Source organism: Streptomyces endocoffeicus (assembly GCF_016741935.1).
Taxonomy (GTDB): domain Bacteria; phylum Actinomycetota; class Actinomycetes; order Streptomycetales; family Streptomycetaceae; genus Streptomyces; species Streptomyces endocoffeicus.
Genome location: NZ_JAERRG010000013.1, coordinates 127,731 through 150,447, shown reverse-complemented (window position 1 = coordinate 150,447; position 22,717 = coordinate 127,731). Strand labels below are relative to the sequence as shown.

Annotated in this window: 20 protein-coding genes and 1 pseudogene; 5 read left to right on the top strand and 16 right to left on the bottom strand. The window is 68.9% G+C overall.

Annotation, left to right across the window (positions count from 1 at the left end):
* Positions 1-39: 39 nt before the first annotated feature.
* Entirely contained in the window at positions 40-1,491 is a 1,452-nt protein-coding gene (locus JK364_RS29335) for an amidase (RefSeq protein ID WP_201854347.1), read from the top strand.
* A gap of 170 nt (positions 1,492-1,661) precedes the next feature.
* Here the strand turns inward: JK364_RS29335 and JK364_RS29330 are convergent, their stop codons facing one another.
* On the bottom strand, positions 1,662-2,327 hold the full coding sequence (locus tag JK364_RS29330) for a GntR family transcriptional regulator (protein WP_201854346.1): 666 nt from the start codon (positions 2,325-2,327) through the stop codon (positions 1,662-1,664).
* A 52-nt stretch (positions 2,328-2,379) separates the two neighbouring features.
* The gene (locus JK364_RS29325) at positions 2,380-3,570 is read right to left on the bottom strand and encodes a CaiB/BaiF CoA transferase family protein (protein WP_201854345.1); all 1,191 of its coding nucleotides are present in this window, start codon (positions 3,568-3,570) and stop codon (positions 2,380-2,382) included.
* A 130-nt stretch (positions 3,571-3,700) separates the two neighbouring features.
* On the opposite strand from JK364_RS29325, the gene JK364_RS29320 reads away from it, so the two are divergent.
* The 3 genes from JK364_RS29320 to JK364_RS29310 all read left to right on the top strand — a co-directional run bounded on the left by JK364_RS29320 (position 3,701) and on the right by JK364_RS29310 (position 8,671).
* A complete protein-coding gene (locus tag JK364_RS29320) occupies positions 3,701-4,876 on the top strand; it encodes an acyl-CoA dehydrogenase family protein (protein ID WP_201854344.1) in 1,176 nt (391 codons plus the stop codon).
* A 32-nt stretch (positions 4,877-4,908) separates the two neighbouring features.
* Positions 4,909-5,796, top strand: coding sequence for a 3-hydroxybutyryl-CoA dehydrogenase (locus JK364_RS29315; RefSeq protein WP_201854343.1), 888 nt, complete (start codon positions 4,909-4,911; stop codon positions 5,794-5,796).
* 109 nt (positions 5,797-5,905) lie between these two features.
* Positions 5,906-8,671, top strand: coding sequence for a SpoIIE family protein phosphatase (locus tag JK364_RS29310; RefSeq protein ID WP_201854342.1), 2,766 nt, complete (start codon positions 5,906-5,908; stop codon positions 8,669-8,671).
* A gap of 14 nt (positions 8,672-8,685) precedes the next feature.
* Here JK364_RS29310 and npdG read toward each other — a convergent pair whose 3' ends face one another.
* From npdG to JK364_RS29255, 11 genes and pseudogenes are all read right to left on the bottom strand, one after another.
* Entirely contained in the window at positions 8,686-9,360 is a 675-nt protein-coding gene (gene npdG / locus JK364_RS29305; RefSeq protein ID WP_201854341.1) for an NADPH-dependent F420 reductase, read from the bottom strand.
* A gap of 80 nt (positions 9,361-9,440) precedes the next feature.
* A pseudogene (locus JK364_RS29300) lies at positions 9,441-10,107 on the bottom strand (XdhC family protein); the annotation flags it as partial.
* Positions 10,108-10,201: 94 nt separating this feature from the next.
* Positions 10,202-10,696: a (2Fe-2S)-binding protein gene (locus JK364_RS29295; RefSeq protein WP_201854340.1), complete on the bottom strand. Its 495-nt coding sequence runs from the start codon at positions 10,694-10,696 to the stop codon at positions 10,202-10,204.
* Entirely contained in the window at positions 10,693-11,571 is an 879-nt protein-coding gene (locus JK364_RS57635; protein ID WP_201854339.1) for an FAD binding domain-containing protein, read from the bottom strand. The genes JK364_RS29295 and JK364_RS57635 overlap by 4 nt, the downstream gene beginning before the upstream one ends.
* Positions 11,568-13,907 carry a xanthine dehydrogenase family protein molybdopterin-binding subunit gene (locus JK364_RS29285; RefSeq protein WP_201854338.1) on the bottom strand — a complete coding sequence of 780 codons (2,340 nt, stop codon included), beginning with the start codon at positions 13,905-13,907 and terminating at the stop codon, positions 11,568-11,570. The genes JK364_RS57635 and JK364_RS29285 overlap by 4 nt, the downstream gene beginning before the upstream one ends.
* Positions 13,904-14,665 (bottom strand): ABC transporter permease, encoded by a 762-nt coding sequence (locus JK364_RS29280; protein WP_201854337.1) that lies wholly within the window; start codon positions 14,663-14,665, stop codon positions 13,904-13,906. Before JK364_RS29280 ends, JK364_RS29285 begins: the two co-directional genes overlap by 4 nt.
* The gene (locus tag JK364_RS29275) at positions 14,662-15,525 is read right to left on the bottom strand and encodes an ABC transporter permease (protein WP_201854336.1); all 864 of its coding nucleotides are present in this window, start codon (positions 15,523-15,525) and stop codon (positions 14,662-14,664) included. Before JK364_RS29275 ends, JK364_RS29280 begins: the two co-directional genes overlap by 4 nt.
* On the bottom strand, positions 15,522-16,322 hold the full coding sequence (locus JK364_RS29270) for an ABC transporter ATP-binding protein (protein WP_201854335.1): 801 nt from the start codon (positions 16,320-16,322) through the stop codon (positions 15,522-15,524). Before JK364_RS29270 ends, JK364_RS29275 begins: the two co-directional genes overlap by 4 nt.
* A gap of 38 nt (positions 16,323-16,360) precedes the next feature.
* Positions 16,361-17,359, bottom strand: a complete 999-nt coding sequence (locus tag JK364_RS29265; protein WP_201854334.1) for an ABC transporter substrate-binding protein — start codon at positions 17,357-17,359, stop codon at positions 16,361-16,363.
* Between the two features lie 25 nt (positions 17,360-17,384).
* Entirely contained in the window at positions 17,385-17,648 is a 264-nt protein-coding gene (locus JK364_RS29260; RefSeq protein WP_201854333.1) for a hypothetical protein, read from the bottom strand.
* Between the two features lie 19 nt (positions 17,649-17,667).
* Positions 17,668-18,660: an LLM class flavin-dependent oxidoreductase gene (locus tag JK364_RS29255; RefSeq protein WP_201854332.1), complete on the bottom strand. Its 993-nt coding sequence runs from the start codon at positions 18,658-18,660 to the stop codon at positions 17,668-17,670.
* Positions 18,661-18,970: 310 nt separating this feature from the next.
* Between JK364_RS29255 and JK364_RS29250 the strand changes: the two genes are divergently transcribed.
* Positions 18,971-19,588 carry an SRPBCC family protein gene (locus JK364_RS29250; protein ID WP_201854331.1) on the top strand — a complete coding sequence of 206 codons (618 nt, stop codon included), beginning with the start codon at positions 18,971-18,973 and terminating at the stop codon, positions 19,586-19,588.
* Between the two features lie 105 nt (positions 19,589-19,693).
* Here JK364_RS29250 and JK364_RS29245 read toward each other — a convergent pair whose 3' ends face one another.
* The 3 genes from JK364_RS29245 to JK364_RS29235 form a co-directional block, all read right to left on the bottom strand.
* Positions 19,694-20,152 carry a RidA family protein gene (locus tag JK364_RS29245; RefSeq protein ID WP_201854330.1) on the bottom strand — a complete coding sequence of 153 codons (459 nt, stop codon included), beginning with the start codon at positions 20,150-20,152 and terminating at the stop codon, positions 19,694-19,696.
* The gene (locus JK364_RS29240; RefSeq protein WP_201854329.1) at positions 20,149-20,823 is read right to left on the bottom strand and encodes a GntR family transcriptional regulator; all 675 of its coding nucleotides are present in this window, start codon (positions 20,821-20,823) and stop codon (positions 20,149-20,151) included. The genes JK364_RS29245 and JK364_RS29240 overlap by 4 nt, the downstream gene beginning before the upstream one ends.
* A gap of 206 nt (positions 20,824-21,029) precedes the next feature.
* Complete coding sequence (locus JK364_RS29235) at positions 21,030-22,694, bottom strand: thiamine pyrophosphate-binding protein (RefSeq protein WP_230992671.1); 1,665 nt, start codon at positions 22,692-22,694, stop codon at positions 21,030-21,032.
* Between the last annotated feature and the right edge of the window lie 23 nt (positions 22,695-22,717).

The following is a 22,717-nucleotide window of genomic DNA, read 5'->3' as shown; positions in this document are numbered from 1 at the left end:
CCGCCAAGCGGTGTCAATCCCTCTCCCGAAAGAACGAAAATGCAGCTCTCCGAGTACGTGGACTACGACGGCGTCGGCCTGGCCGACCTGGTCGCTCGCGGCGAAGTGACTCCCGCGGAACTCGCCTCGACCGCCCAGCTGGCGTCCGACGTGGTGAATCCGCGGATCAACGCCGTCGTCGAGACCTGGCCCGCACAGGACACGCCGACTCCGGGCAGTACGCCACTGGCGGGGGTGCCCTTCCTGATCAAGGACCTCGCCGTCGCGATGGCCGGCCAGCGGGTGGAGCTGGGCAGCCGTATCGCCGCGGGAAACGTCGCCGAAGCCGACTCATCGCTCATGACGCGTTTCCGTCGCGCCGGGCTGGTGACGCTCGGCCGCACGGCGACTCCGGAGTTCGCGTACAGCACCACCACGGAAGGCGTCCTGTACGGCGCCACCCGCAATCCCTGGGACCCGGCCCGTACTCCTGGCGGCTCCAGCGGCGGCTCGGGAGCCGCCGTCGCCGCGGGCATCGTCCCGATCGCGCATGCCACCGACGCGGCCGGGTCCATCCGTGTCCCCGCCGCCAGTAACGGTCTGTTCGGACTGAAGCCGACCCGCGGCCGGGTGTCCATGGGCCCCGACGCGGACGAGGTGTTCAACGGCCTCGCCGTCCACGGCGCCCTCAGCCGCTCGGTACGCGACAGCGCCGCGCTGCTGGACCTCGTCCAAGGCCCTGAGCCCGGCGACCCCTATTTCGCCCAGCAGCCGGAGCGGCCCTACACGCAGGAGATCACCCGCTCCCCGGGCAGCCTCAGGATCGGCCTGCTCACCCGACCGTGGGGCGGTCGGGCTGTCGACGGCACCGTCGTCGACGCCACACTCCGCTCCGCACGGCTCGCCGAGTCCCTGGGGCACCGGGTGGAGGAGGTCCAGGTCGAACTAGGCGTCGGCTGGGAGGACTTCATCCTGGCCAATGCCCGCCTGTGGAGCACCAATCTGGTGACATGGATCGACGGCTTCGCCGCGGCCTTCGGGCGCCCCATCGACTCCACCACTGTCGAACCCGAGATGCTGGCCAGTTACGCCTACGGACAGCGGGTCAGCGGGGCCGAGTTCGTCCACGCGCTCGCGATGCGCAACAGCGTCGCGCGCGCGATCGGCCAGTACTTCGCCGACTACGACGTACTGCTCACCCCGACCCTGCCCGAACTGCCCGTCCGCCTGGGCACCTACGCCGAGGGCGCCGAAGGGACCGACGGTCTCGGCTGGCTCAAGCAACTCTTCCACCGCTCGCCCTTCACCGCCGCGTTCAACGTCGCGGGCACCCCGGCCATGTCCGTCCCCCTGGAGACCGACCCCGCCACCGGACTCCCGATCGGCATCCAGTTCGCCGCGGGATACGGACGCGAGGACGTCCTCTTCCGCCTCGCCGGACAGCTGGAACAGGCCGCTCCCTGGGCGCAGCGGACCCCTGCCGTGTGGGCGGGCGGCCACAACAACGCCTGACCGCGCCGCACCATGGGTCGACTCCGTCCCGGACCACTGGGCCGCGCCCGGACGGAGCCGACTCGGTTGCCCGCCATCCGTCGCCGACCCGGCCGTCGCCGCCTACCGCGCCCAGGACGCCATCGACTTCTACCTCCAGGAACTCCCCGAAGGAACGCGGTCGCAGAGCGTCAGTCCTGCTGGAGCATGTCCTCCAGAGCTTCGATCGCATGCATGCGATGCTCGTCAAGAAGGCGCGCTGCCGCGTTGGTCTCGCCGCCCCGAAGCGCGTCCAGGATCGCGCGGTGCTCCCGCACCACATGGTCACGGTTGTCGGCCGCGACATAGTAGAGCGAGCGGTATGCGTCCGTGGCGTCCCAGAGTGTGGCGATGAGCCGGGTCAAGCGCGGCATCCCGGCCGCCTCGTACAGAGCGAAGTGGAAGCGGCGGTTGGCCGCCGCCATAGCGGACACGTCCCCTGTGCCGGCTGCCTTTTCGACCTCGTGCTGGGCCGTCTCCAGGGTCGCGAGGGGCAGTTTGTCCGGGCGCCCGGATGCCTGCCGCACGGCTTCCGTCTCCAGGACCTCCCTGATGCGGTAGACCTCACGCAGGTCGGCCAGTGAGAGTTCGGCGACGAAGTAGCCGCGGTGCGCCTTGTGGACGACCAAGGCCTCAGCCTCGAGGATCCTCAGTGCCTCGCGCAAGGGGACACGACTGACACCGAGCTGCTCGGCGAGCGAGTCCTGCCGGATGGGCATGCCCGGCTTCAACTGCCCACTTGTGATCGCCCCGCGCAGTTCGCCCAGCACGAACTGCTGGGCGGTCTGTGGGCGCCGCCTCCGCACAGGGCTGTTCATGACGTGGGCTCTCCTCAGCGACGGGGCAGCGGATCTGCCGGGCGCGTTCATCCTAGGTCGAGGCGCTCTTGGGGCACGGAATGCCCAGCTCGGCCATGACCTCTCCGGTGTGCTCACCGAGACGCGGCGGTGCGCTGCGGTAGGCGGCGGGCGTCGCGCTGAGGCGGATGGGGTTGGCGACCTGCTCGACCGAGTGGTCGCGGGCCGGATCATCGATCCGGGCCCGGGCCTGAAGGCCCAGACGGTCAGCGAATGCGAACGCCGCTGCCAGGTCGTTGATCGGACCGCACGGCACGCCGACGGCGGTGAGCGCCTCGAACCACGCGTCGGCAGGCCGCGTGCGCAGCGGGCCATCGAGCGTGGCGAGGAGTTCGCCACGGTGGGCCACACGCGCCGGATTCGTAGCGAACCGGGAGTCCTCGGCGAGCTCGGGGAACCCCAACTCAGCGCACAGCGCGGCGAACTGACGATCGTTGCCCACGGCGAGCACCAGCGGACGGTCCTCGGCTTCCACCACCTCGTAAGGTGCGATCGACGGATGACGGTTGCCCATGGCCCGCGGTACCACGCCGCCGGCCACGAATGCTGACGCCTGGTTGGTCAGCGCTGACAGAAGGGAGCTGAGCAGCGAGACCTCCACCCGCTGCCCTTCGCCGGTGCGCTCCCGATGGCGCAGTGCGGCGAGAACACCCATCCCCGCGTGCAGACCGGTGATGACATCCACCAGCGCGACGCCGGCCTTGGTGCCTTGGCCGTCCGGTTCACCGGTCACGCTCATCAGACCGCCCATCGCCTGCACCAGCAGGTCGTAGCCGGGAAGCGCAGCGCCTCCGCCCGCACCGAACCCAGTTACCGAGCAGTACACCAACCCTGGGTTGAGCGCCCGAAGCTCCTCATAGCCGAGGCCGAGGCGGGCCATCGCGCCCGGCCGGAAGTTCTCCACGAGCACGTCCGCACGGGCGCTGATCTCCTGGGCGGTCCGGCGGTCCCGCTCGTCGGTGAGATCCAGGACGACAGAGCGCTTGTTGCGGTTGACGCCCAGGAAGTAGGTCGCTTCCCCGTCCGCATAGGGCGGGCCCCAGGCCCGGGTGTCATCGCCGCTGCCGGGCCGCTCAATCTTGATGACCTCGGCGCCAAGGTCGGCGAGCAGCATCGTCAGATACGGGGCCGCGAGTACCCGGCCGAAGTCGGCCACGACAATCCCCTCAAGGGCCGCTTCGGGCACCGGGTGTTCAGACGGCATGCGGCTTTCCTCTCACGTCTTGGCAAGCATGGGGCGTCCAGCTACGATCCAGATTGGATCCAGAATCCATGATCCGATATACACATACTAGCCTCAGCCGCGTGCTGTTGTCAGCCGCCAGGAGACCCCGATGGCAACTCGCCCCCTCCATCCCTTTGACCTGTTCGGAATCGACACTCTTCTCAGCGAAGAGGAACGCGACATCCGCGACACCGTCCGCGCCATGGGTGACCGTGAACTTCGCCCGCATATCGCCGAGTGGTTCGAGCAGGGCGCCATCCCCGCTCGCGAGCTCGCCCACAAGCTGGGTGAGCTGGGTGTTCTCGGCATGCATCTGCAGGGCTACGGCTGTACCGGGACCAGCGCTGTCTCCTACGGCCTGGCCTGCCTGGAGCTGGAGGCTGTCGACTCCGGCCTGCGCAGCCTCGTCTCCGTCCAGGGCTCACTGGCGATGTACGCGATCTGGAAATACGGCTCAGAGGAGCAGAAGCGGCAGTGGCTGCCCGAAATGGCCGCCGGCCGGTTCATCGGCTGTTTCGGCCTGACCGAGCCGGATGCCGGCTCCGATCCGGGCGCCATGCGCACGCAAGCCAAGCGGCAGGGCTCGGACTGGGTCCTCAACGGCACCAAGATGTGGATCACCAACGGCTCGGTCGCCGACGTCGCTGTCGTCTGGGCCCGCGCCGACGACGGTGTCCGTGGTTTCCTCGTCCCCGCCGGCACCCCCGGCTTCACCACGAACGACATCAAGCACAAGGTCTCCCTTCGCGCCTCGGTGACGAGTGAGCTCGTCCTGGAGGACGTCCGCCTGCCCGCCGACGCGATGCTCCCAGGCGCCCGCGGGCTCTCGGGCCCGCTCGGTTGCCTCAACGAGGCCCGGTTCGGCATCGTCTGCGGTGCCCTGGGTGCCGCCCGGGACTGCCTGGAGACCGCGATCGCATACGCCGCGGACCGCACCGTCTTCAACCGTCCTCTGGCCGGCTTCCAGCTCACCCAGCAGAAGCTGGCCGACATGACACTCGAACTCGGCAAGGGCATGCTGCTCGCCCTCCATCTGGGACGTCTCAAAGACTCCGGCCAGATCACCCCGGAACGGATCAGTCTCGGCAAGCTCAACAGCGTCCGCGAGGCACTGGAGATCGCCCGGCAGTGCCGCACCGTCCTCGGCGCCAACGGCATCACCCTGGAGTACCCGGTGATCCGCCACGCCAACAACCTCGAGTCGGTCCTCACCTACGAGGGCACCGGTGAGGTCCACACACTCGTCATCGGCAGTGCCCTCACCGGGGTCCCTGCCTTCCGTTGACTGTCAATGAGGACCCCGAATTGGAGTCACCCATGACCTCTCCTCCGGACATCCGCGGCATCGGCGTGGTCGGCTCGGGCCTGATGGGAGCCGGGATCGCCGAGGTCTGCGCCCGCGCCCACCTCGACGTCGTGGTACGCGAGGTCAGCCCGGAAGCCGCGGCGGCCGGCCGGCGGCGTATCACGGTCTCGCTCGACCGCGCCTTGCGCAGCGGGAAGATCGGCGAGAAGGAACGTGACGACTCCCTCGGCCGCATCCGCGTTACCAGCGATCTCGACGCACTGGCCGACCGCGATGTGGTGATCGAGGCCATCGTCGAGGACGAACATCTCAAGACAGCGGTGTTCGGGACCCTGGACAAGATCGTGGCACGGGAGGACGCGATCCTGGCGTCCAACACCTCCTCGATCCCCATCATGAAGCTGGCCATGGCCACGACCCGCCCGCAGCAGGTCATCGGTATCCACTTCTTCAACCCCGTTCCAGTGCTGGGGCTGGTCGAAATCGTCCCATCGCTCCTGACGGGCACGCATGTCATCGCCCGCAGCACGGAGTTCGTCCAGGACGCACTGCGGAAGCAGGCCGTCCGCGCCCAGGACCGCGCCGGTTTCATCGTCAACGCCCTGCTGGTTCCGTACCTGCTCTCCGCCATCCGCATGGTCGAAACCGGCACAGCGACGGCGGAGGACATCGACGCCGGCATGGTGCTGGGCTGTGCGCACCCGATGGGTCCGCTGCGACTGGCCGACCTGATCGGGCTCGACACCCTCGGCGCCATCGCCTCCTCCCTGTACGCCGAGTACAAGGAGCCGCTGTATGCGACACCCCCTCTGCTCATGCGCATGATCGAGGCTCGCTTGCTCGGCCGGAAGTCGGGGCGCGGTTTCTACCTGTACGACAACGAAGGAGGCAGGCGATGAGCCTGCGGACCGTCGTCACCCTGATCCTCGCCAAAGCGATCGAGCACACAGCCCGGCCGGTCCTGTCGCAAATCAATCGACTATCCTTATGTATCAGTAAAATAACCATATGTCAGGAATTCCAGGTCCCGGACCATCGCCGAGTGGTCGGCCGTTGGGCAGGTCGGTCCGCAATCGGCTCATGGGTGTACGTTCGGCGCTGAGCATCCACAGCGTCGTCGGTCAGATGTTCGTACTCCAGGTAGCGGTCGTGGTAGTGCTGGCCGTCGGCGCCTTTGTCGCGCTCATGATCGAGATCCACCGCGCGGATACCCGCGAGGCCGACGCTCGCTCACTCGCTGTCGCGCGAGGCTTTGCCAGCTCTCCGGGAATCGTGGAAGCAATGAAGTCCCGTGATCCGTCCGCGGTGCTGCAGCCGTGGGCCGAGGAGGCCAGGAAGGGCTCCCACGTGGACTTCGTCAGCGTCCTGACTCGTCATGGGATCATCTTGACGCATCCCCTGAAGTACCGCATCGGCACGCGCAGCACTGCCGACATGGCTCCAGTGCTGGCCGGGCGAACCGTACGAGAGAAGAAGACAGGGTTTCTCGGCCCTCAGGTCCGATTCATCGTTCCTCTCAAAGAACCCGATGGCTCGGTGGTCGGCGCGGTCACCGCAGGATTCACGATCAGGCACATCGGCGAGAGGGTCACTGCGGACTTGCCGGTCTTGTTGGGCGCAACCGTCAGCGCGGTGATCATCACCACCGGCGGAGCGGCCGTGCTCAGCCGTCGGCTGCTGCGTCAGACCCGTGGCCTCGGCCCCGCCGAAATCACGCGGATGTACGAGCACCACGACGCGGTCCTGCATTCGGTGAAGGAGGGGGTGCTGATCGTCGGCAGCGACAGGCGGCTATTGCTGGCCAACGACGAGGCGCGGAGACTGCTGGATCTGCCCGACGACGCGGAGCGGCGCCCGGTCGCGAGCCTGGGCCTGGACCCGCGCATGACCGAGTTGCTGATCTCCGAACGCGCGGCAACCGACGAGGTGCACCTGGTCGGGGATCGTCTGCTGGCGATGAACGCACGTCCGACCGCTCCCTACGGCGGGCCGGGCGGAAGTGCGGTTACGCTGCGGGACACCACCGAGCTGCGGGCCCTGACCGGCCAGGCGGAAGCGGCACGGGACCGCTTGAAACTCCTCTACGACGCCGGAGTGGGAGTCGGCACGACGCTCGATGTGGTGCGCACCGCCGAGGAGCTCGCCGAGGTGGCGGTCCCCCGCTTCGCCGACGTCGTCACTGTCGATCTGGCGGAGCCAGTGCTGGTCGGAGCGGAGCCCGAGAGGACCACTGAGATGCACCGCACGGCCGTCAGCCGCATCCGTGAGGACTCGCCGCTCTACCCGGTGGGCGAACTGATCCGATTCGCGCCCACCACACCGATGGCGGAGAGCGTAGCGAGCGGCCAGGCGATCCTTGAGACTGATCTGAGCGTTGCGGGCGGCTGGCGTGCCCATGATCCGGAGCGGGCCCTGCGGGTCCTGGAGTACGGCATCCGCACGCTGATCACCGTGCCGCTGCGGGCTCGAGGCGTGGTACTGGGGCTGGCCAGCTTCTGGCGCCTGGAGAGCACGGGAGCGTTCGATGAGGAAGATCTGTCGTGTGCCAAGGAGCTGGCCGCGCGGGCGGCAGTGGCGGTTGACAACGCTCGCCGCTACACCCGCGAGCACACCATGGCCGTGACACTGCAGCAAAGCCTGCTGCCGCGGGGGCTGCCGGAACAGTCCGCTGTGGAGATTGCCCACCGGTATCTGCCGGCGCAGGCCGGGGTCGGCGGAGACTGGTTCGACGTCATCCCGCTGCCGGGCTTCCGGGTGGCTCTGGTCGTCGGTGATGTCGTCGGGCACGGGGTGCACGCGGCGGCCACCATGGGACGGCTGCGTACCGCCGTGCACACCTTCTCCGCCCTGGACCTGGCCCCGGACGAGCTGCTGGCCCATCTGGACGAGCTGGTCGCCCAGGTCGATACCTCCGAGGCCGCTGACGAGAGCGAAGGCATCACCGGCGCCACCTGCCTGTACGCCATCTACGACCCGGTCTCCGGGGTGTGCGCCATCGCCCGGGCCGGCCACCTGGGTCCCGCCCTGGCCCTGCCCGACGGCACCGTCGCCCTTCCCGACACCCCCGTCTCCCCGCCCCTGGGCGTAGGGGGCAGCCTCCCGTTCGAATCCGCTGTACTGCGGCTGCCCGCGGGCAGTCGGCTGGCTCTGTTCACCGACGGGCTGATCAATAATCGCCACCGCGACCTGGACACCGGCCTGGGTCTCCTGCAAGACGCCCTGACCCACCCGGACCTCACCCCGGAAGAGACCTGCCAAACGGTCTTCGACCTCCTGCTGCCCGAGCGCCCCACCGACGACGTCGCCCTGCTCATCGCCCGCACCCGGCTGCTGGACCCCAGCCAAGTCGCCGGCTGGGATGTGCCCTCCACTCCGGCGGCCGTCTCCCGTGTGCGCGACAACGTCGCCCACCAGCTGGCAACCTGGGGCCTGGACCAGGCCGCCTTCACCACCGAGCTGATCGTCAGCGAACTGGTCACCAACGCCATCCGCTACGGAACCCAACCCATCCGGATCCGCTTGCTGTATGACCACGACACCCTGGTCTGCGAGGTGACCGACAGCTCCAGCACCTCCCCGCACCTGCGCCGGGCGGCCACCACCGACGAGGGCGGCCGCGGCCTGTTCCTCGTCGCCCAGTTCGCCCAGCGCTGGGGCACCCGCTACACCGCCCGCGGCAAGATCATCTGGGCCGAACAAGCCCTCCGCGACGGAGCAGCCGGCGAACCCACCACTGACCTGGCCGATGTTCTCCTCGACCAATGGGAGGAATGAGGGCTGAACGGCGGTCATACTTTGTGTTCCAGGCCGACGATGCGTATACCGGAGCGGATCTTGTAGCGCTTGTTGATGCTGATCAACGTGGCGGTAAGCGGTTCCAGGTGGCGGGCGAGTCTCAGCGCGCCGGCGTTGATGCCATCTCGGCCGGTGATCGCGCGTGCCAGGTGGACGGCCACGTCCGTGGCCTGGCTGTTGTCGCCGCAGACCAAGACGTCCTCGTGATCGAGTAGCTCGGCCTCACTCCAGAGGCTCACGGCGGACAAGTGATGGAACGCGCCCACCAGGCGGGCGTCGGTGACGATGCGCTGTGCTTCTTCGGCAGCACTGCCGTCGCCGACGCGCAGGCCGTAGGGGCCACGCGCGTCGAATCGGATCGGGTTCACACAGCTGATCACCACCTTGTCCGCCAACTGGGCCCACAGTGATTCGACCAGTGCGGCATGACCCTCGTACGGCACCGCGAGCAGCACGACATCCGCGGAGCCCGCGGCGGTGACATTGTCCGCCCCGCTGATCTGTGCGGTGTCATCGATCCGTGTCGCGATGTCGGTTGCCGTCTGCTCGGCTCTCTCCGATGCCCGCGAGCCGACGACCACGGTGTGGCCTGCCTTGGCGAACCGGTAGGCCAGGCCCCTGCCCTGGGGTCCGGTGCCACCGATCACGGCGATCTTGTAACTGGTCATGCTGCCCTGCCTTTCTGGTATAGGACTCCGCCGTGTGGCCGCTGTCGTACGGCAGTCACAAGCTGATGGCGTGTTGCTGCGATCGGTGAGCGCAGCCGGTTGATCCCTGCTGCGGTCATGCCGGCCTCACGCAGCCGCTGTATCCGGTCGTGATGGGTGCGTCGGGAGCCCATCGCACCCACATACGCTGCTCTGGTTCGCAGCGCTGCTTCCAGAAGGGGCACGTCGAACTTGGGGTCGTGGGTGAGCACGCATACCACGGTGTCCCTGTCCACCTCGGTGTTGGCGAGGAATTTGTGCGGCCACTGGACGACGACCTCGTCCGCGTCAGGGAAGCGTTTCGCGGTGGCGAAGGTGGGGCGAGCGTCGCATACGGTCACGTGGTAGCCGAGGTACTTGCCGATCCTGGTCACCGCGCCGGCGAAAACGTTCGCCGGCAGATTGGTGCGACGAAGATGTCAAAAGCCTTCCGCCACAGGTGAGGCCTACCGCGAATGCGTCATCGTCGGCCACACCGTATCGCTCGAGGACCGGTCGCCCGGAGGAGATCACTTCACGGGCCAGTTCGTAGACCGCCCCTTCGACACAGCCGCCGGACACGCTGCCGACCACCTCGCCCTCGAGGGAGACCGCCATCGCCGCACCGGGCGGACGAGGTGCGCTGCGGAAGGTGTCGACCACCGTGGCCAGACCGAAGGGCTGCCGTGTGGCGTACCACGTCGCCAGCGCGTCGAGAATGTCACGCACGGCGGTCCCCCCCTCCGCGCCGACGGTTTTCCGCACGCCGGGCCCGACCTGCCCGATGACGACGGCGATCCGGGCCCGCGTTGGATGTCGGGGCTCACTCTGCCGCCTTACCGGTCGCCGGCTGCCGTTCGCGGGCGACTTCGAGGACCGCGGCCACGATGCCGTGGTAGCCGGTGCACCGGCAGACATTGCCGGACAGGGCCTCGCGGACGTCATGGTCGTCGAGTTCGGCACTGTTCTCGAGCAGCTCGGTCGCCGCCACGACGAATCCGGGGGTGCAGAAGCCGCACTGCAGTCCGTGATGACGGGACATAGCCTGCTGCAAGGGGCTCAGGCCGTCGCCATCGCCGAGCCCTTCTACCGTGCGCACGGTCGTTCCGCCGGCCTGCGCGGCCAGACTCAGGCAGGAGCGCACGCTGCGCCCGTCGACGAGCACGGTGCAGGCACCGCAGACGCCGTGCTCGCAGCCCAAGTGCGTGCCGGTGAGTCCGATCTGCTCGCGGAGGAAGTCGGCGAGCGATGTGCGGGCGTCAACGGTCCGTTCGTAGCGGATGCCGTTCACCTCGATGTCGATGCGTACGTCATTCATGACTGCGTTCCTCGATGGTGCGCCGCGCGGGAGCGGTCGGCGGCCTGAGTGAAGGCCCGGGTCAGGCTGGTGACGGCGAGATGCCGCTGGTACTCGGGCTCGTCCGCCGGCTCCAGGGCGGCGGCGGCCTCCCGCGCGACCTGCCGCCAGGTGCTGGGGTCCGGTCTGTTCCCCACGGTCTGCTCCACGGCGGTCACCAGGACCGGGCGGTCGGCCACGCCGAACAGCACAGCGCGGGCTCGAGTGACGACACCGTCCGCGGCGAGGGTGATCTGGGCCGCCGCCCCGGCAAGCGCGAAGTCGCCGTGCCGACGCGCCACTTCGGTGAATCCCCACCCGGTGGTGGGGTGCGATGCCGGGACCCTGATCCAGGTCAGCATGTCCGACGGTTCGAGCGCCGTGGTGAACAAAGAGGTGAAGAAGTCCTCGGCAGCGATCTCGCGGCGGGCGCGGGTATGGGACTCGACGTACAGGGTGGCGCCGAGAGCGACCATCGCGGCCGGCAGTTCGCCCGCCGGGTCGGCGTGGGCGAGGCTGCCACCCAGAGTGCCTCGGTTGCGGATCGCGACATGGCCGATGTGCCGGGCCGCTTCGGCGAGCAGCGGTACGCGGGCGCGGATGAGCGGGTCGGTCTCCACGCGCCGGTGTGTGCGGAGCGCGCCGATGAGAATCGAGTCGTCGTCGTCGAAGACGCGGTCCAGTTCGCGCAGCTGTCCGATGTCGAGGATCCGGGACGGGCGGGCCAGGCGGAGGTTCATCACGGCCAGCAGGCTCTGCCCGCCGGCCAGCAGTTTTACCTGCGGATCGGAGTCGAGGACGGCCAGGGTGTCGGCGACGGAGGTCGCGCGCACGTAGGCGAACGGGGCCGGCTTCACGAGGCTTCCCCTTCCGTCTCGGTCAGCAGCGCGAGGACCGTACTGGGGCGGATCGGAGTTGTGGTGATCCGCCCGGCCGCTGACGACGCGGCGTCCTCCACCGCCGCGGCCACGGTGGAGTAGACCGCGATGGTGCCGCTCTCGCCGACGCCTTTGACGCCCAGTGGATTCAGGTCGGCCGGGCCATGCAGGTGCGCCACTGCCGTCGGCGGCACCTCGAAGGTGCCGGGCAGCAGGTACTCGGCGAACGTCGTGGTCTGCGGCTGTCCTTCGGCGGAATAGGCGAACTCTTCGAGGAGGGTGCCGCCGATGCCCTGGGCGACTCCGCCGCGCACCTGCCCTTCCACCACGGCCGGGTTGATCTCGTCTCCGCCTTCATGGGCGACCGCGTAGCGCAGCACTCGTACGATGCCGGTGCCCGGGTCGATACCGACGACGGCGGCGTGCGCGCCCATGGTCCAGGTCACAGTGGGCGGGGAGAATGTGCTCGTCTGATCCAGCGGCTGGTGGTCGGCGAGGCCCCCGCCCGGCGCGAGTTCAGTCGCGAGCCGTTCCCAGCCGATGTCGCGGCCGTCGGACGAGCTGAATCCCCCGTCGACCGCGTCGACGTCGTCGGGCCGCACGTCGAGCAGTTCGGCGGCGAGCTCGCGCCCCCGCTCCCGAAGCCGCCGGCAAGCGGTGTACACGGCGGAACCGCCGACCACCGCGGAGCGGCTGGCGAACGATCCGATGCCGTAGGCGACGGCGTCGGTGTCCCCATTGCGGACCCTGACGGCGTCGAACGGCACCCCGAGTGTCTGCGCCGCCACCTGGGCGAAGGTCGTTTCGTGCGACTGGCCGGCGGAGGCGGATCCCGCCGCTATCTCGAAGGTGCCGCCAGGCAGGAGGCGCGCCCGCCCGCTTTCGTACGGCCCGCGCCCGGTCGCCTCGACATAGGTGGATATGCCGTGGCCGAGCAGCAGGTCAGGGTAGTCCGCGGCCAAGTCCGTGACCGTCTCGGCCGGCAGGAGCTTCAGGCAGGCATCCAGGCACCGGCCGAAGTCCGCGCCATCGTAGGTGATCGGTACGCCGTCGCGGTACGGCAGGGGGACCTCGTGCGGCAGGTCCTCGGCGCGCAGGATGTTACGGCGCCGGATCTCCTCCGGTGGCAGCCCGGCGGCGTCAGCGGCGGCGTCGAGACTGCGCTCCAGCGCGAAGCACGCCTCCGGGCGTCCGGCGCCGCGATACTGGGCGACGATGGTCTTGTTGGTGTAGACGGCCCGTCCCGACACGCGGTAGTGGGGGATGCGGTAGGCCCCGAGCAGATGCAACGCGGTGTTGGCGATGATGCCCGCCACCCAGAGGCTGCCGGCGCCCACATCGACGACGTAGTCGACCGACCAGGACAGGATCCGGCCGTCGGAGTCGACCGCGAGTTCCGCCTCCAGCTCCTGGTCGCGTCCCTGGGCGGTGGCCTGGAAGTGTTCCGCGCGGTCCTCGATCCAGGCGACCTCCCGGTTCAGCAGCCGTGCCAGGTAGGCGACGACGACCTCCTCCGCGTAGACGTTCGCCTTGGGGCCGAAGCCGCCGCCGACGTCGGGCGTGCGAACGCGGACCTGGTGCGTGGGCCAGCCGGTCGCCGTGGTGATCGCGGTGCGGACGAAGTGCGGTACCTGCGTGGACGTCCACACCTCGACCCGCTGCCGGGCCTGGTCCCAGCGGGACAGCACTCCCCGGCACTCCAGCGGGATGCCGGAGTGCCGGCCGATGCGGAAGGTGTTGCGCACCACGTGGGCGGCGCGCCGCCGGGCCGCGTCGACGTCTCCGAAACCGGCTTGCAGCGACGCGGCCACGTTGTCAGGGAGCTCGGGGTGCACCCGTGGTGCGGTCGCGGACAGCGCCGTGCGTGCGTCGGCGACCGGCTCGTCCCGCTCGTAGGCGATGTCGACGAGTTCAGCGGCGTCCTCGGCGATGGCGCGGCTCTCCGCCACGACTACGGCCAGTGGTTCCCCGACGTAGTGCACCCGTTCGATGGCCAGGCAGGGCAGGTCGATCTCCGCGGAGTGGAACGAGAAGGCTTCGACGAACGCCGGCTGCGGCTTGTGCAAGGACCCCAGCGGACCGAGCCGGCCGGCGAGGTCCTCGCCGGTCAGCACGGCCAGTACACCGGGCAGACGGCGTGCGGCGGCCGTCTCCACCGCGCGGATCCGCGCTGCGGCGTATGAAGAGCGGACGAACACCGCGTGCCAGGTGCCGGGGCCGGTGAGATCGGCGACGAAGGCGCCACGTCCGGTGAGGAAGCGCTCGTCTTCGCGACGGGGCACGGTGGCGCCCATGAGGGGTGCGGAAGTGGTCATCGCGTCTTCCGTTCCAGGCGCCACAGCGCCAGGGACAGGGTGAAGGACACCGAGATCAGCAACAGGATGGTCGCCATCATGTCGGCGTAGTCGCCGGTTCCGTACGCCCGCAACACGGTCCGGCCCAGTCCGTTCTGGGTGGCGAAGAACTCCGAGAGGACCACGCCGACGGTCGCGAGGCTCACCGCCAGCCGGATGCCGGTCAGCAGCGGGCGGCGGATAGCCGGGATCACGATGGCGGTCAGGGTCTGCCATCGCGAGGCGTTCAGCGACCGCGAGAGCTTCCAATAGACCTCCGGGACGTCGCGTACGCCCGCGGCCACGTTGATCAGGACAGGGAAGAGGGAGAACAGCACGCCCATCACCACCTTCGAGCCGTAGCCGAGGTGGAAGACGGGCAGCAACATGGGGTACAGCACGATCTTCGGCATGCCGTTGAGGCCGATCACGAGCGGTTCGAAGAGCAGGCGGGCCGTCCTGGAAAGCCCGAGGACAAGGCCCAGCAGTGCGCCGATCAGTGTCCCCAGCGCGAAGGCCCAGGCGACGGCGATCGCTGTGACACGCATGTCTCGCTGGTAGTCCGGATCGCCGAGATTGCTGAACAGTGCCCGTGTCGTCGAGGACGGATCCGGGATGACGAAGCTGATACGCGAGGCGATCCACCACCCCGCGCAGGCGACGACGAGCACGAGGACGGAACCGATGGCTACTGAGGGCCGCCGCTTCTGTCGTTTCAGCGGCATGGCAACGGTGGTCATCGCTCATTCCTCCCCTTGAGCATGCGCTTCTCGGCGAGCGCGAGGAGCAGTGTGAGCAGGAACGACAGCCCGAGGACGGCGAGGACGTAGGCGAACATGGTGGGTGTTTCGAAGGACTCGTAGAGGTAGCGGATGCGGAATCCGAGCCCGGCCGACGCCGTCGTGAACTCCATCGCGATGGCGCCGATCAGCGCGTAGCCGGCGGCCAATCGCAGTCCGGCGACGATGTACGGGGCCGCTCCGGGCAGGGCCACCTGCAGCATCGTCTGACGGCGTGTGCACCCCAGTGAGCGGGCCAGCTTGAGGTACACGGGCCGGAGCGTCGCCAGTCCCACCCAGGTGTTGAGTGCCATGGGGATCGCGGCCATCACGGTCGCGAGGATGATCACCGACCACGGGGTGATGCCGGTGATCACGATCATCACCGGGTAGAACAGCACCAGGGGGACCGCGTAGAAGGAGACGAGGTACGGCTCGAGGATGCGGCCGACGATCGGCATCTTCCAGAACAGGATGCCGGCCAGCAGTCCGAGAAGCGTGCCGGCGACGAGGGACAGGACGATCTCCATCCCGGTCCGGCCGGTGTCGTCCCAGAACTCGCCGGTCCCAAGGAGCCGGAGCAGTTCGGACCGCACCTGTGTGAAGGGCGGCAGGGTGGCCACCGACCACCACTGCGCAATCGATCCCAGCTGCCACACAAGGCCCGCCAGCAGGAGCAGCCCGAGCGTGGAGGCCGTGCTGATCAGGCCCGTACCCGGTACGCGCCTGCCGATGCGGGTGCGCGGGGTGACGATGCGGCGGCTGCCTCCGTTCGGCGGCCGTTGCGCTCCCGGCGCGGCTTGCACGGTTGTCTTGGTCATGACGCAGTCGCCTCCGCGACGAAGCCCCGCATGGCTTCCTGCTGAAGGGACGCCCAGATCCGGTTCTGCAACTCGTTGAACTCGTGCGTGGACACCACCGACGTGTCGCGTTCGTCGGGCAGGTCGACGTCGACGACGTCGATGATCCGGCCGGGCCGGTAGGACATCACCCACACCTGCTGGGACATGAGGATCGCTTCAGAGAGGTCATGCGTCACGAACAGCACCGTCTGCTTCGTCTGCCGCCAGATACGGCGCAGCTCCGCACCCAGCAACAGCCGGGTCTGCTGGTCGAGGGCGGCGAACGGTTCGTCCATGAGCAGCACGGACGGCTGCTGAGCCAGCGTCCGGGCAAGCGCCACCCGCTGACGCATGCCGCCCGACAGCATCGGGGGGTGGACCTTCTGGAACCCGTTGAGCCCGACGAGGTCGATCATCTCCCGGGTGCGTCGGCGCTGCTGCTCCTTCGGCACGGACTGAATGTGCATTCCGAAGGCGACGTTCTCCTCCACGGTCTTCCAGGGAAGGGTCGAGTCCTCCTGGAAGACCAGCCCGATGCGGCGGTTGGGTCCCGTCACGGGGGCGCCCTCGATCTCCACCGAACCGCTCGTCGGCCGCTGCAGTCCGGCGACGACGTTCAGCAGTGTCGACTTGCCGCATCCGCTGGGTCCGACGATCGAGACGAACTTGTGCGCCTCGATCTCGTGGTTGATGCCCTCTACCGCCGTCACGGTGTCACCCGCAGGCGTGTCGAAGCGCACCGCCAGGTCGCTGATCTTGATTCCGGGTTGGCCCATGGTTGCGCCCTTCCTTCCGTCTCGGGGCACGCCGGTCCTCAGAAGGCGGCGCGGGCGTTGTGGGGCAGGTACTGCTGGTCCAGGACGTGTGCCCAGTCGACTGGCTGGGAGATCTCCCCGGCTTGTTCCATGAGGTCCGACAGGTTGCGCAGCGCCTTCGGGTCGGGCTTGAGTGAGTACGCCCGCCGCAGTTCCGGGGTCTCCTTGAGCGCCTTGGCCACGGTCTTCGCATCCACCTTGATGAGCGGGGCGAGGTCCTTCGCCGCGGTGTCGGGCTGCTGCGCCACGTAAGTGAGTGCCTTCTGGGCCGCGCGGAAGAATGCCTTGAGCGCCGGAGCGTTGTCGGACGCGAAATCACGGTTGACCGCGACCAGGTCGGCAGGGTGGTCGCCGATGACATCGCGCGAGGCGACGAGCACCCGTGCCCCGTCCTGCTGCTTCTGCGTCACGAAGGGATGCATCGCCCAGCCGCCAGTGATCTTGCCTGCCCGGGCGGCGGCCCAGTTGTCACCCATCCCGCCGACAGCGACGGACTTGATGTTCTCGCCCGGTCGACGCTTCTGCAGCGCCTTGAGCACGAGCTCGGTGGCCGATCCGGCGCTGGAGAAGCCGAGGGAGGCGTTCTTGAGGCCGGCGTTGCGGTTGGCGCTGATCCAGTAGAAGTCATTGACCTGGAACCACGAGCCCACGATCTTCAGGTTCGCGGCCGGTTTCTCGGCAGCGAGCACGACCGAGGAGCTTCCGGAGATGGCGAGGTCGGCGTCCCCGCTGGTGACGACGCGCAGCGTGTTGCCGCCGCCTCCCCCGGAGAACAGTGAGACGTCCAGCCCCTCCTTCTTGAACCAGCCCTTGTCGATGGCCAGCTGCAGGACGGCCATGAAGGGCAGGCTGTCCGCGCCGGTCACGGCGATGCGGACCTTGGCGCGGCCGTCGCCCGCGCCCTTGCCGGAGGTTCCACCGCCGCAGGCGGCGAGTGTGAGCAGAGCCGAGCTGATGAACAGGGCAAGCACGCGGCGAGCCCAACAGATCTTGACCATGTTTCGGTTTCCTCGGTGAGCCGGGTCAACGATGGATAGAGCCGTCACGCTGCCCTCGGCGGGCGGCACGGCGCGCGGCGACCACCACTGCCACTGCGACCAGGGAGGTCAGCGTGGTGGCGGCGAGTCTCGAATTCCAGAAGCGGATCGTGGGCAAGGGGCCGGTGCCCTCGTCGGCGGGCATGTCCGTCGTCGTCCCGGCGAGAGCCCCCTCGCGGCGCAGCGGCGGCGGAGCACCCGGGACATCCGCCCCGGGGGGCGGGAAGCGCGGCGACGTGTGGCTGGTCACGGCTGGTCCCCTTCACCGGTCAGAGCGAGTCGACGATCTTCGCGAAGGTTCGGATGGTGTCGGCGCGGCTCTCACCCGGGCGGACGAAGGGCACGATCGACACTTGGTCGACACCGAGCTTCGCGATGCGGGCGACGCCCTCGCTGCACTCCTGCGGCGTGCCGGCGAGGGCGAACAGGTCGACGAGCTCGTCGGGAACCAGGTCGGCGTGGTCCGCCTCGGTGTCCATGTGGTGGTAGTAGTCGTAGGTGTCACGGATCCGGTCGATCGCCGTCTGCAGCGCCGGGTCCACCTCAGCGGGCAGCGGACGTATGCAGACCCGGGCGACATGAGCTCTGACCAGGTCGCGGGCCTCCACCGCGTCGGTGGAGATCGCCGTCGGCGTCCAGAGCACAATGTGCAGGTCGGAGAGTTGGCGGCCGGATTCGCGGGCTCCCTCCTCAATCGTGGCGAGGGCGGCCTCGATGAAGTGGGGTGCCGTGCCGACGAGGACCAGGACGCCGTCGGCGACGCGGCCGGCCAGTTTGAGAATCTTCGGCGCCGATGCCGCGATGTAGATGGGGACGTGCATCGGTTCCCGGACGTAGTTGAGGTGGAAGTCCGCGCCGCTGTGGGCTTCTTTCACCGACTCGCCACGGAACAGTGCCCTCAGCTCCGCGATCGCCCCTTCGAGCTCGGCGAGCTTCAGGGGCTTCAGACCCATCGTGCGCAGTGACGAGTCTCCGGTCCCGATGCCCAGCGCAACGCGGCCGCCGGTGAACTCCGCGAGACTCGCCCAGGTCGACGCCAGCAACGACCGGTGCCGGGTGACGGCGTTCGTCACGCCGGTGCCGAAGACAATGCGTTCGGTGCCGACCGCGGCCGCGCCCATGGTGGTTGAGGACTCCCGCCAGATGTTCTGCGAGTCGCCGAACCAGACGTTGTCGTATCCGAGCGATTCAGCGAGCTGTGTGTACTCCCGCATCACCGTGACGGGCTCGGTGGGGAACAGCCCGACTCCCTTGCTGATCACGCTGCCTCCGTGCGTATCCTGGGTAATGTATACGCGACCATAGGACCTCCCGTCTCCGGAAGGGAATACCTATGACGGCGAAAAACAGTCGCCCGGAGACCCTTCTGGCTTCGCTGACGCCCCTCCCCCGCCCAGCTCAAGGATGTAGAGGCGGTCACCCGTCAGCAGGCCGGCCTCGGGGAAACGGGCGTGCGGCACCTGTCATCGTCCGCACGGCGTTCTCGGCGCCAAGAAGATCCACACTCGTGCTCGGCGACGCCCTGACCGGGCTCGCCGCCTACTACTGACCGCCCAGGCTCGGAGGACCAGCATGCGACTTCAGCACACATTTCACGTGCCGGCGCACGTCGACGACGCATGGAAGGTGCTCGGCGACGTGCCGCGCATCGTGCCGTGCATGCCCGGCGCGACACTTCACGATCAGACCGGCGACCAGATGTACTCGGGTGCTGTCCAGATCAAAGTCGGCCCGATCACCGCGGAATACCAAGGCACCGCGCAGATCCTCGACCGCGACGACGACCAGCACCAGATGACAGTCCGGGCACAGGCGCGCGACGTGCGCGGCCAGGGCTCCGCGGCGGCGACCATCAGCCTCACCGCCCGCCCGGACGGGGCGGCAACGCTCGCAGAGGTCACGACCGACCTGGAGATCACCGGTCGGGTCGCCCAGTTCGGCCGTGGCGTGCTCGAACAGGTCAGTCGCCACATCGTGGACGAGTTCGCCAGGCGTCTCAGCGTGGAGATCACCGCGCCGGGGCGTGACACCGACTCCGCGGTGGACGCGCCGCCGGCCGGGTCGGGGAATCTGGATCTCGCGACCTTGACCGGCCTGTCGCCGCGCACGCTCCGTGTGGTGTACGGCGCCGCCGCGATCGGGCTGGCCGCCGTCGTACTGTTCCGCGCGGCGCGCCGCCGCAGGCGCTGACTCCACGGTTCGGGCGGCTGGTCAGTCCGGTCGCCCCGCCCCCGTCCCAGCTCCGCGGGCCGGGGGCGGGGCGGGGCGATCCCGGGGCGAGGGCGCTCGACGGGGTCAGCGGTCGACGGCGAACACGGCTTCCAGTTCGACGCAGGCGCCCCCGGGCAGTGAGCCGGCCCCGACCGCCGCACGCGCGTGGCGGCCCACGTCGCCGAACACCGCGGCGAGCAGCTCCGACGCGGCGTCCACCACCTGCGGATGCTGGGTAAAGCCTCCCGCCGCCCTTACGTAGCCGCGCAGGTGCACGACCGCCCGCACGGTGTCGATCCCCACGGCGGCGTGCACGGTGGCGATGACGTTCAGCGCGGCCCGCCGCGCCTCTGCTCGCGCCGTGTCCACATCGACGTCGTCCCCGACGACACCGCGCACCCTCAAGCCGTCAGGACCTCTGCCCGTGTGGCCGGACACCCAGAGCAGACCGTCGTGCTGCCGTGCCGGGAGATAGTCACCGACGGACGGCATCGGCGCAGGCAGGGCGAGGCCGAGCTCATCCAATCGCTGCAGGCGGCTCATTCAGATTCCTCCAGGGCTCGCGTCAGCACACCGACGGCGTGTTGGCGGTGTTCGTCCAGCAGCTGGATGAGCAGGTCCGCATCCCGCTGACGAGTGGCCTTGAGGATCGCCCGGTGCTCGCGCTGGATCGTCTTCCGATTGGCGGATTCGGCGAAGTAGACGGAGCGGTAGGGGTCCGTGGAATCCCACAGCTGCCGAATGATGCTGATGAGCCACTCACGGTTCGATGCCTCGATCAACCGGAAGTGGAACTGTCGATTCAGGGTGGTCAGTGCCACCAGGTCTCCCGCGTCGGCGGCCTCGTCCATGGCCCGCACCAGCTTCGACATCGCCAGGATGTCCGCACCGGTCAGACGCGCCACGCCGGTTCGCACCGCTTCGACTTCCAGCAACTGCCGGACGCGGTAGATCTCCCGAAGATCCTCGATGGCAAGTTTCGTGACCGAATAGCCGCGCTGGGGCAGGTACTGGACACGCCCCTCGCCCTCAAGGATCTTCAGCGCCTCGCGGACCGGCACTCGGCTCACACCGAACTCCTCGGCGACAGCTTCCTGGAGGATCGGTGTACCCGGGGCCAGTTCACCGTGGAGGATCGCCAGGCGGAGCTCAGCCAGAACCGCTGCCTGAGCGGTCGGCGGTCGTACAAAGACGCGTGGCTCTTTGCCGGTCATCCTCGGCCTTCATCCCAGACAGCGGTTACATGGACTTTGTATCCATGATACCAAGCTGGGTCAGGGCCCCATCGGCGACCTCTCGATCGCGGTGGGCATGCGGCACCGGGTGCGGATCGGTTCGTCGACGAGCCCGGTCCGCCGCCCATGCGTCCTGGGGTGGTACGGAACCGGTCGTCGGCGACCGGTAGGCCGTTGTGGCGTGGTCATTCGAACCACCGTGGGGAGGTGGTTCGCGGAGGGGTGAGCCTGGCACGTGCGACCACCAGCCGGGGAGCGCGAGCGTCGAGCGCCTGCCGCAGCGCCTTCTCCAGTTGGCTGCCGACTCCGTCGACCTCGACGGTTTCGATCCCGAACGCTTCCCCGAGCGGGCTCCACCGCGGACCGGTCAGCGCCACCCCTCTGATGGGGTCGCCCGCGACCTCCTGGTCGTAGCGGAGCATGCCGTAGCCGCCGTCGTCGACGACCAGCACGGTGACCGGAAGTTGTTCCTGCGCGAGGGTGGCCAGTTCACCGAGGCCGAACATGATGCCGCCGTCGCCGCAGATGGCGAGCACCCGCTCACCGGTCGCGGCGGGTCCGACGGCCGCGGGCAGTGCGTAGCCGAGTGTGCCCCAGCCGACGGGGTACTGAAGACGCCGAGGGCGGGTGACTCTGCCGTATCCGCCGTACCAGTACCCGGGTACGGCCATGTCGCAGACGACGACCGTGTCATCACCGACCGCGGCCTCGACAGAGCGCAGGAACCTGACGGCCTCCGCGCTGCGCGGGTCCTCGGCGAGCCGGGTCCACACCTCATCCCGAAGGTTGCGTACCGGCTCTCCCCACCGTTCGGCAGACGAGTCCGGCCTGCCGGCGGGCGAGTCCATCTGTTCGAGGACCGCGGACAGTGTCTCGCGGGCATCTCCCAACACGCACACGTCGGGCTGGTAGTTCTTGGTCAGCTCTTCGGCAGAGCAGTCGATCACGGCAAGCGTGCGAGGCAGGGGCATGCGCCAGTGCCGTGTCATCATGCCGTCGAAGTCGGTGCCGACGGCCAGCAGCAGGTCGGCCCGTGCCACCAGGTCGGCGACCTCCGGCTCGTGTGGCGGCAGGCCGATCGCACACGGGTGGTCGGCGGGCAGAACACCACGGGCGGTGTACGTGGTGACGACGGGTGCGCGCAATCGCTCGGCGAGTCGCGCCAACGCCTCCTGGGCCCCGGACTGGACGACGCCGCCTCCTGCCCAGATCACCACCTGTTCGGACTGCGCCAGCGCCTGCATGAGTCGCGCAAGCTCCGCGGCGCTGGGCGCGCCGCGCCGCTGTTCCTGCGGCAGGATGCGGGTCGCCGGAGCCTGTGCCGACAGCACATCGGTCGGCACGTCTACATACACCGGTCCACGCGGCCAGGCGAGAGCGGTCGCGACGGCGTCGTGGAGGGCAATGACCGAGTCCGCGGCGGTACGCGGCCGGAACACCGCCTTGGCCAGCGGTTCGAAGAGGGCCGCCTGGTCGCGCGATTCGTGCAGGACACCACGGACGGTCCCCGGCTTGGCGAGAGCGCTGGAAATCTCGCTCGCGACGAGGACGAGGGGAGATCCGGAGGCCGCGGCCTCGCCGAAGGCCCCGACCGCGTTCGCCGCGCCGGGCCCGGTCGTCGTCAGTGCCACGCCCAGCCCGCCGGTGGCGCGGGCGAGGCCGTCCGCGGCATAGACGGTTGTCTGTTCGTGCCGCACACCGACGATGTCAGGGAGTCCGGGTTCCCAGTCGCGCCAGAACGCGAGGTTGTGCACCCCTGGGAGTCCGAAGATCTTTCTGACGCCCAGCGCCGCGAAAGCTTCGAGGAACCGCCGGGCCACCGTGCCGTCCTGAGTCATGGTCATGGTCATGGTCCTCTCCGTGATACCCGGGC

What these genes read in the sequence shown, in the direction of transcription:
- JK364_RS29315 (WP_201854343.1), top strand. Translation starts at nt 4,909, where the DNA reads ATGACCTCTCCTCCGGACATCCGCGGCATCGGCGTGGTCGGCTCGGGC.
- JK364_RS29295 (WP_201854340.1), bottom strand. Translation starts at nt 10,696, where the DNA reads ATGAATGACGTACGCATCGACATCGAGGTGAACGGCATCCGCTACGAA.
- npdG (WP_201854341.1), bottom strand. Translation starts at nt 9,360, where the DNA reads ATGACCAGTTACAAGATCGCCGTGATCGGTGGCACCGGACCCCAGGGC.
- JK364_RS29280 (WP_201854337.1), bottom strand. Translation starts at nt 14,665, where the DNA reads ATGACCACCGTTGCCATGCCGCTGAAACGACAGAAGCGGCGGCCCTCA.
- JK364_RS29245 (WP_201854330.1), bottom strand. Translation starts at nt 20,152, where the DNA reads ATGAGCCGCCTGCAGCGATTGGATGAGCTCGGCCTCGCCCTGCCTGCG.
- JK364_RS29250 (WP_201854331.1), top strand. Translation starts at nt 18,971, where the DNA reads ATGCGACTTCAGCACACATTTCACGTGCCGGCGCACGTCGACGACGCA.
- JK364_RS29325 (WP_201854345.1), bottom strand. Translation starts at nt 3,570, where the DNA reads ATGCCGTCTGAACACCCGGTGCCCGAAGCGGCCCTTGAGGGGATTGTC.
- JK364_RS29320 (WP_201854344.1), top strand. Translation starts at nt 3,701, where the DNA reads ATGGCAACTCGCCCCCTCCATCCCTTTGACCTGTTCGGAATCGACACT.
- JK364_RS29275 (WP_201854336.1), bottom strand. Translation starts at nt 15,525, where the DNA reads ATGACCAAGACAACCGTGCAAGCCGCGCCGGGAGCGCAACGGCCGCCG.
- JK364_RS29310 (WP_201854342.1), top strand. Translation starts at nt 5,906, where the DNA reads ATGTCAGGAATTCCAGGTCCCGGACCATCGCCGAGTGGTCGGCCGTTG.
- JK364_RS29240 (WP_201854329.1), bottom strand. Translation starts at nt 20,823, where the DNA reads ATGACCGGCAAAGAGCCACGCGTCTTTGTACGACCGCCGACCGCTCAG.
- JK364_RS29270 (WP_201854335.1), bottom strand. Translation starts at nt 16,322, where the DNA reads ATGGGCCAACCCGGAATCAAGATCAGCGACCTGGCGGTGCGCTTCGAC.
- JK364_RS29330 (WP_201854346.1), bottom strand. Translation starts at nt 2,327, where the DNA reads ATGAACAGCCCTGTGCGGAGGCGGCGCCCACAGACCGCCCAGCAGTTC.
- JK364_RS29235 (WP_230992671.1), bottom strand. Translation starts at nt 22,694, where the DNA reads ATGACCATGACCATGACTCAGGACGGCACGGTGGCCCGGCGGTTCCTC.
- JK364_RS29285 (WP_201854338.1), bottom strand. Translation starts at nt 13,907, where the DNA reads ATGACCACTTCCGCACCCCTCATGGGCGCCACCGTGCCCCGTCGCGAA.
- JK364_RS29265 (WP_201854334.1), bottom strand. Translation starts at nt 17,359, where the DNA reads ATGGTCAAGATCTGTTGGGCTCGCCGCGTGCTTGCCCTGTTCATCAGC.
- JK364_RS29335 (WP_201854347.1), top strand. Translation starts at nt 40, where the DNA reads ATGCAGCTCTCCGAGTACGTGGACTACGACGGCGTCGGCCTGGCCGAC.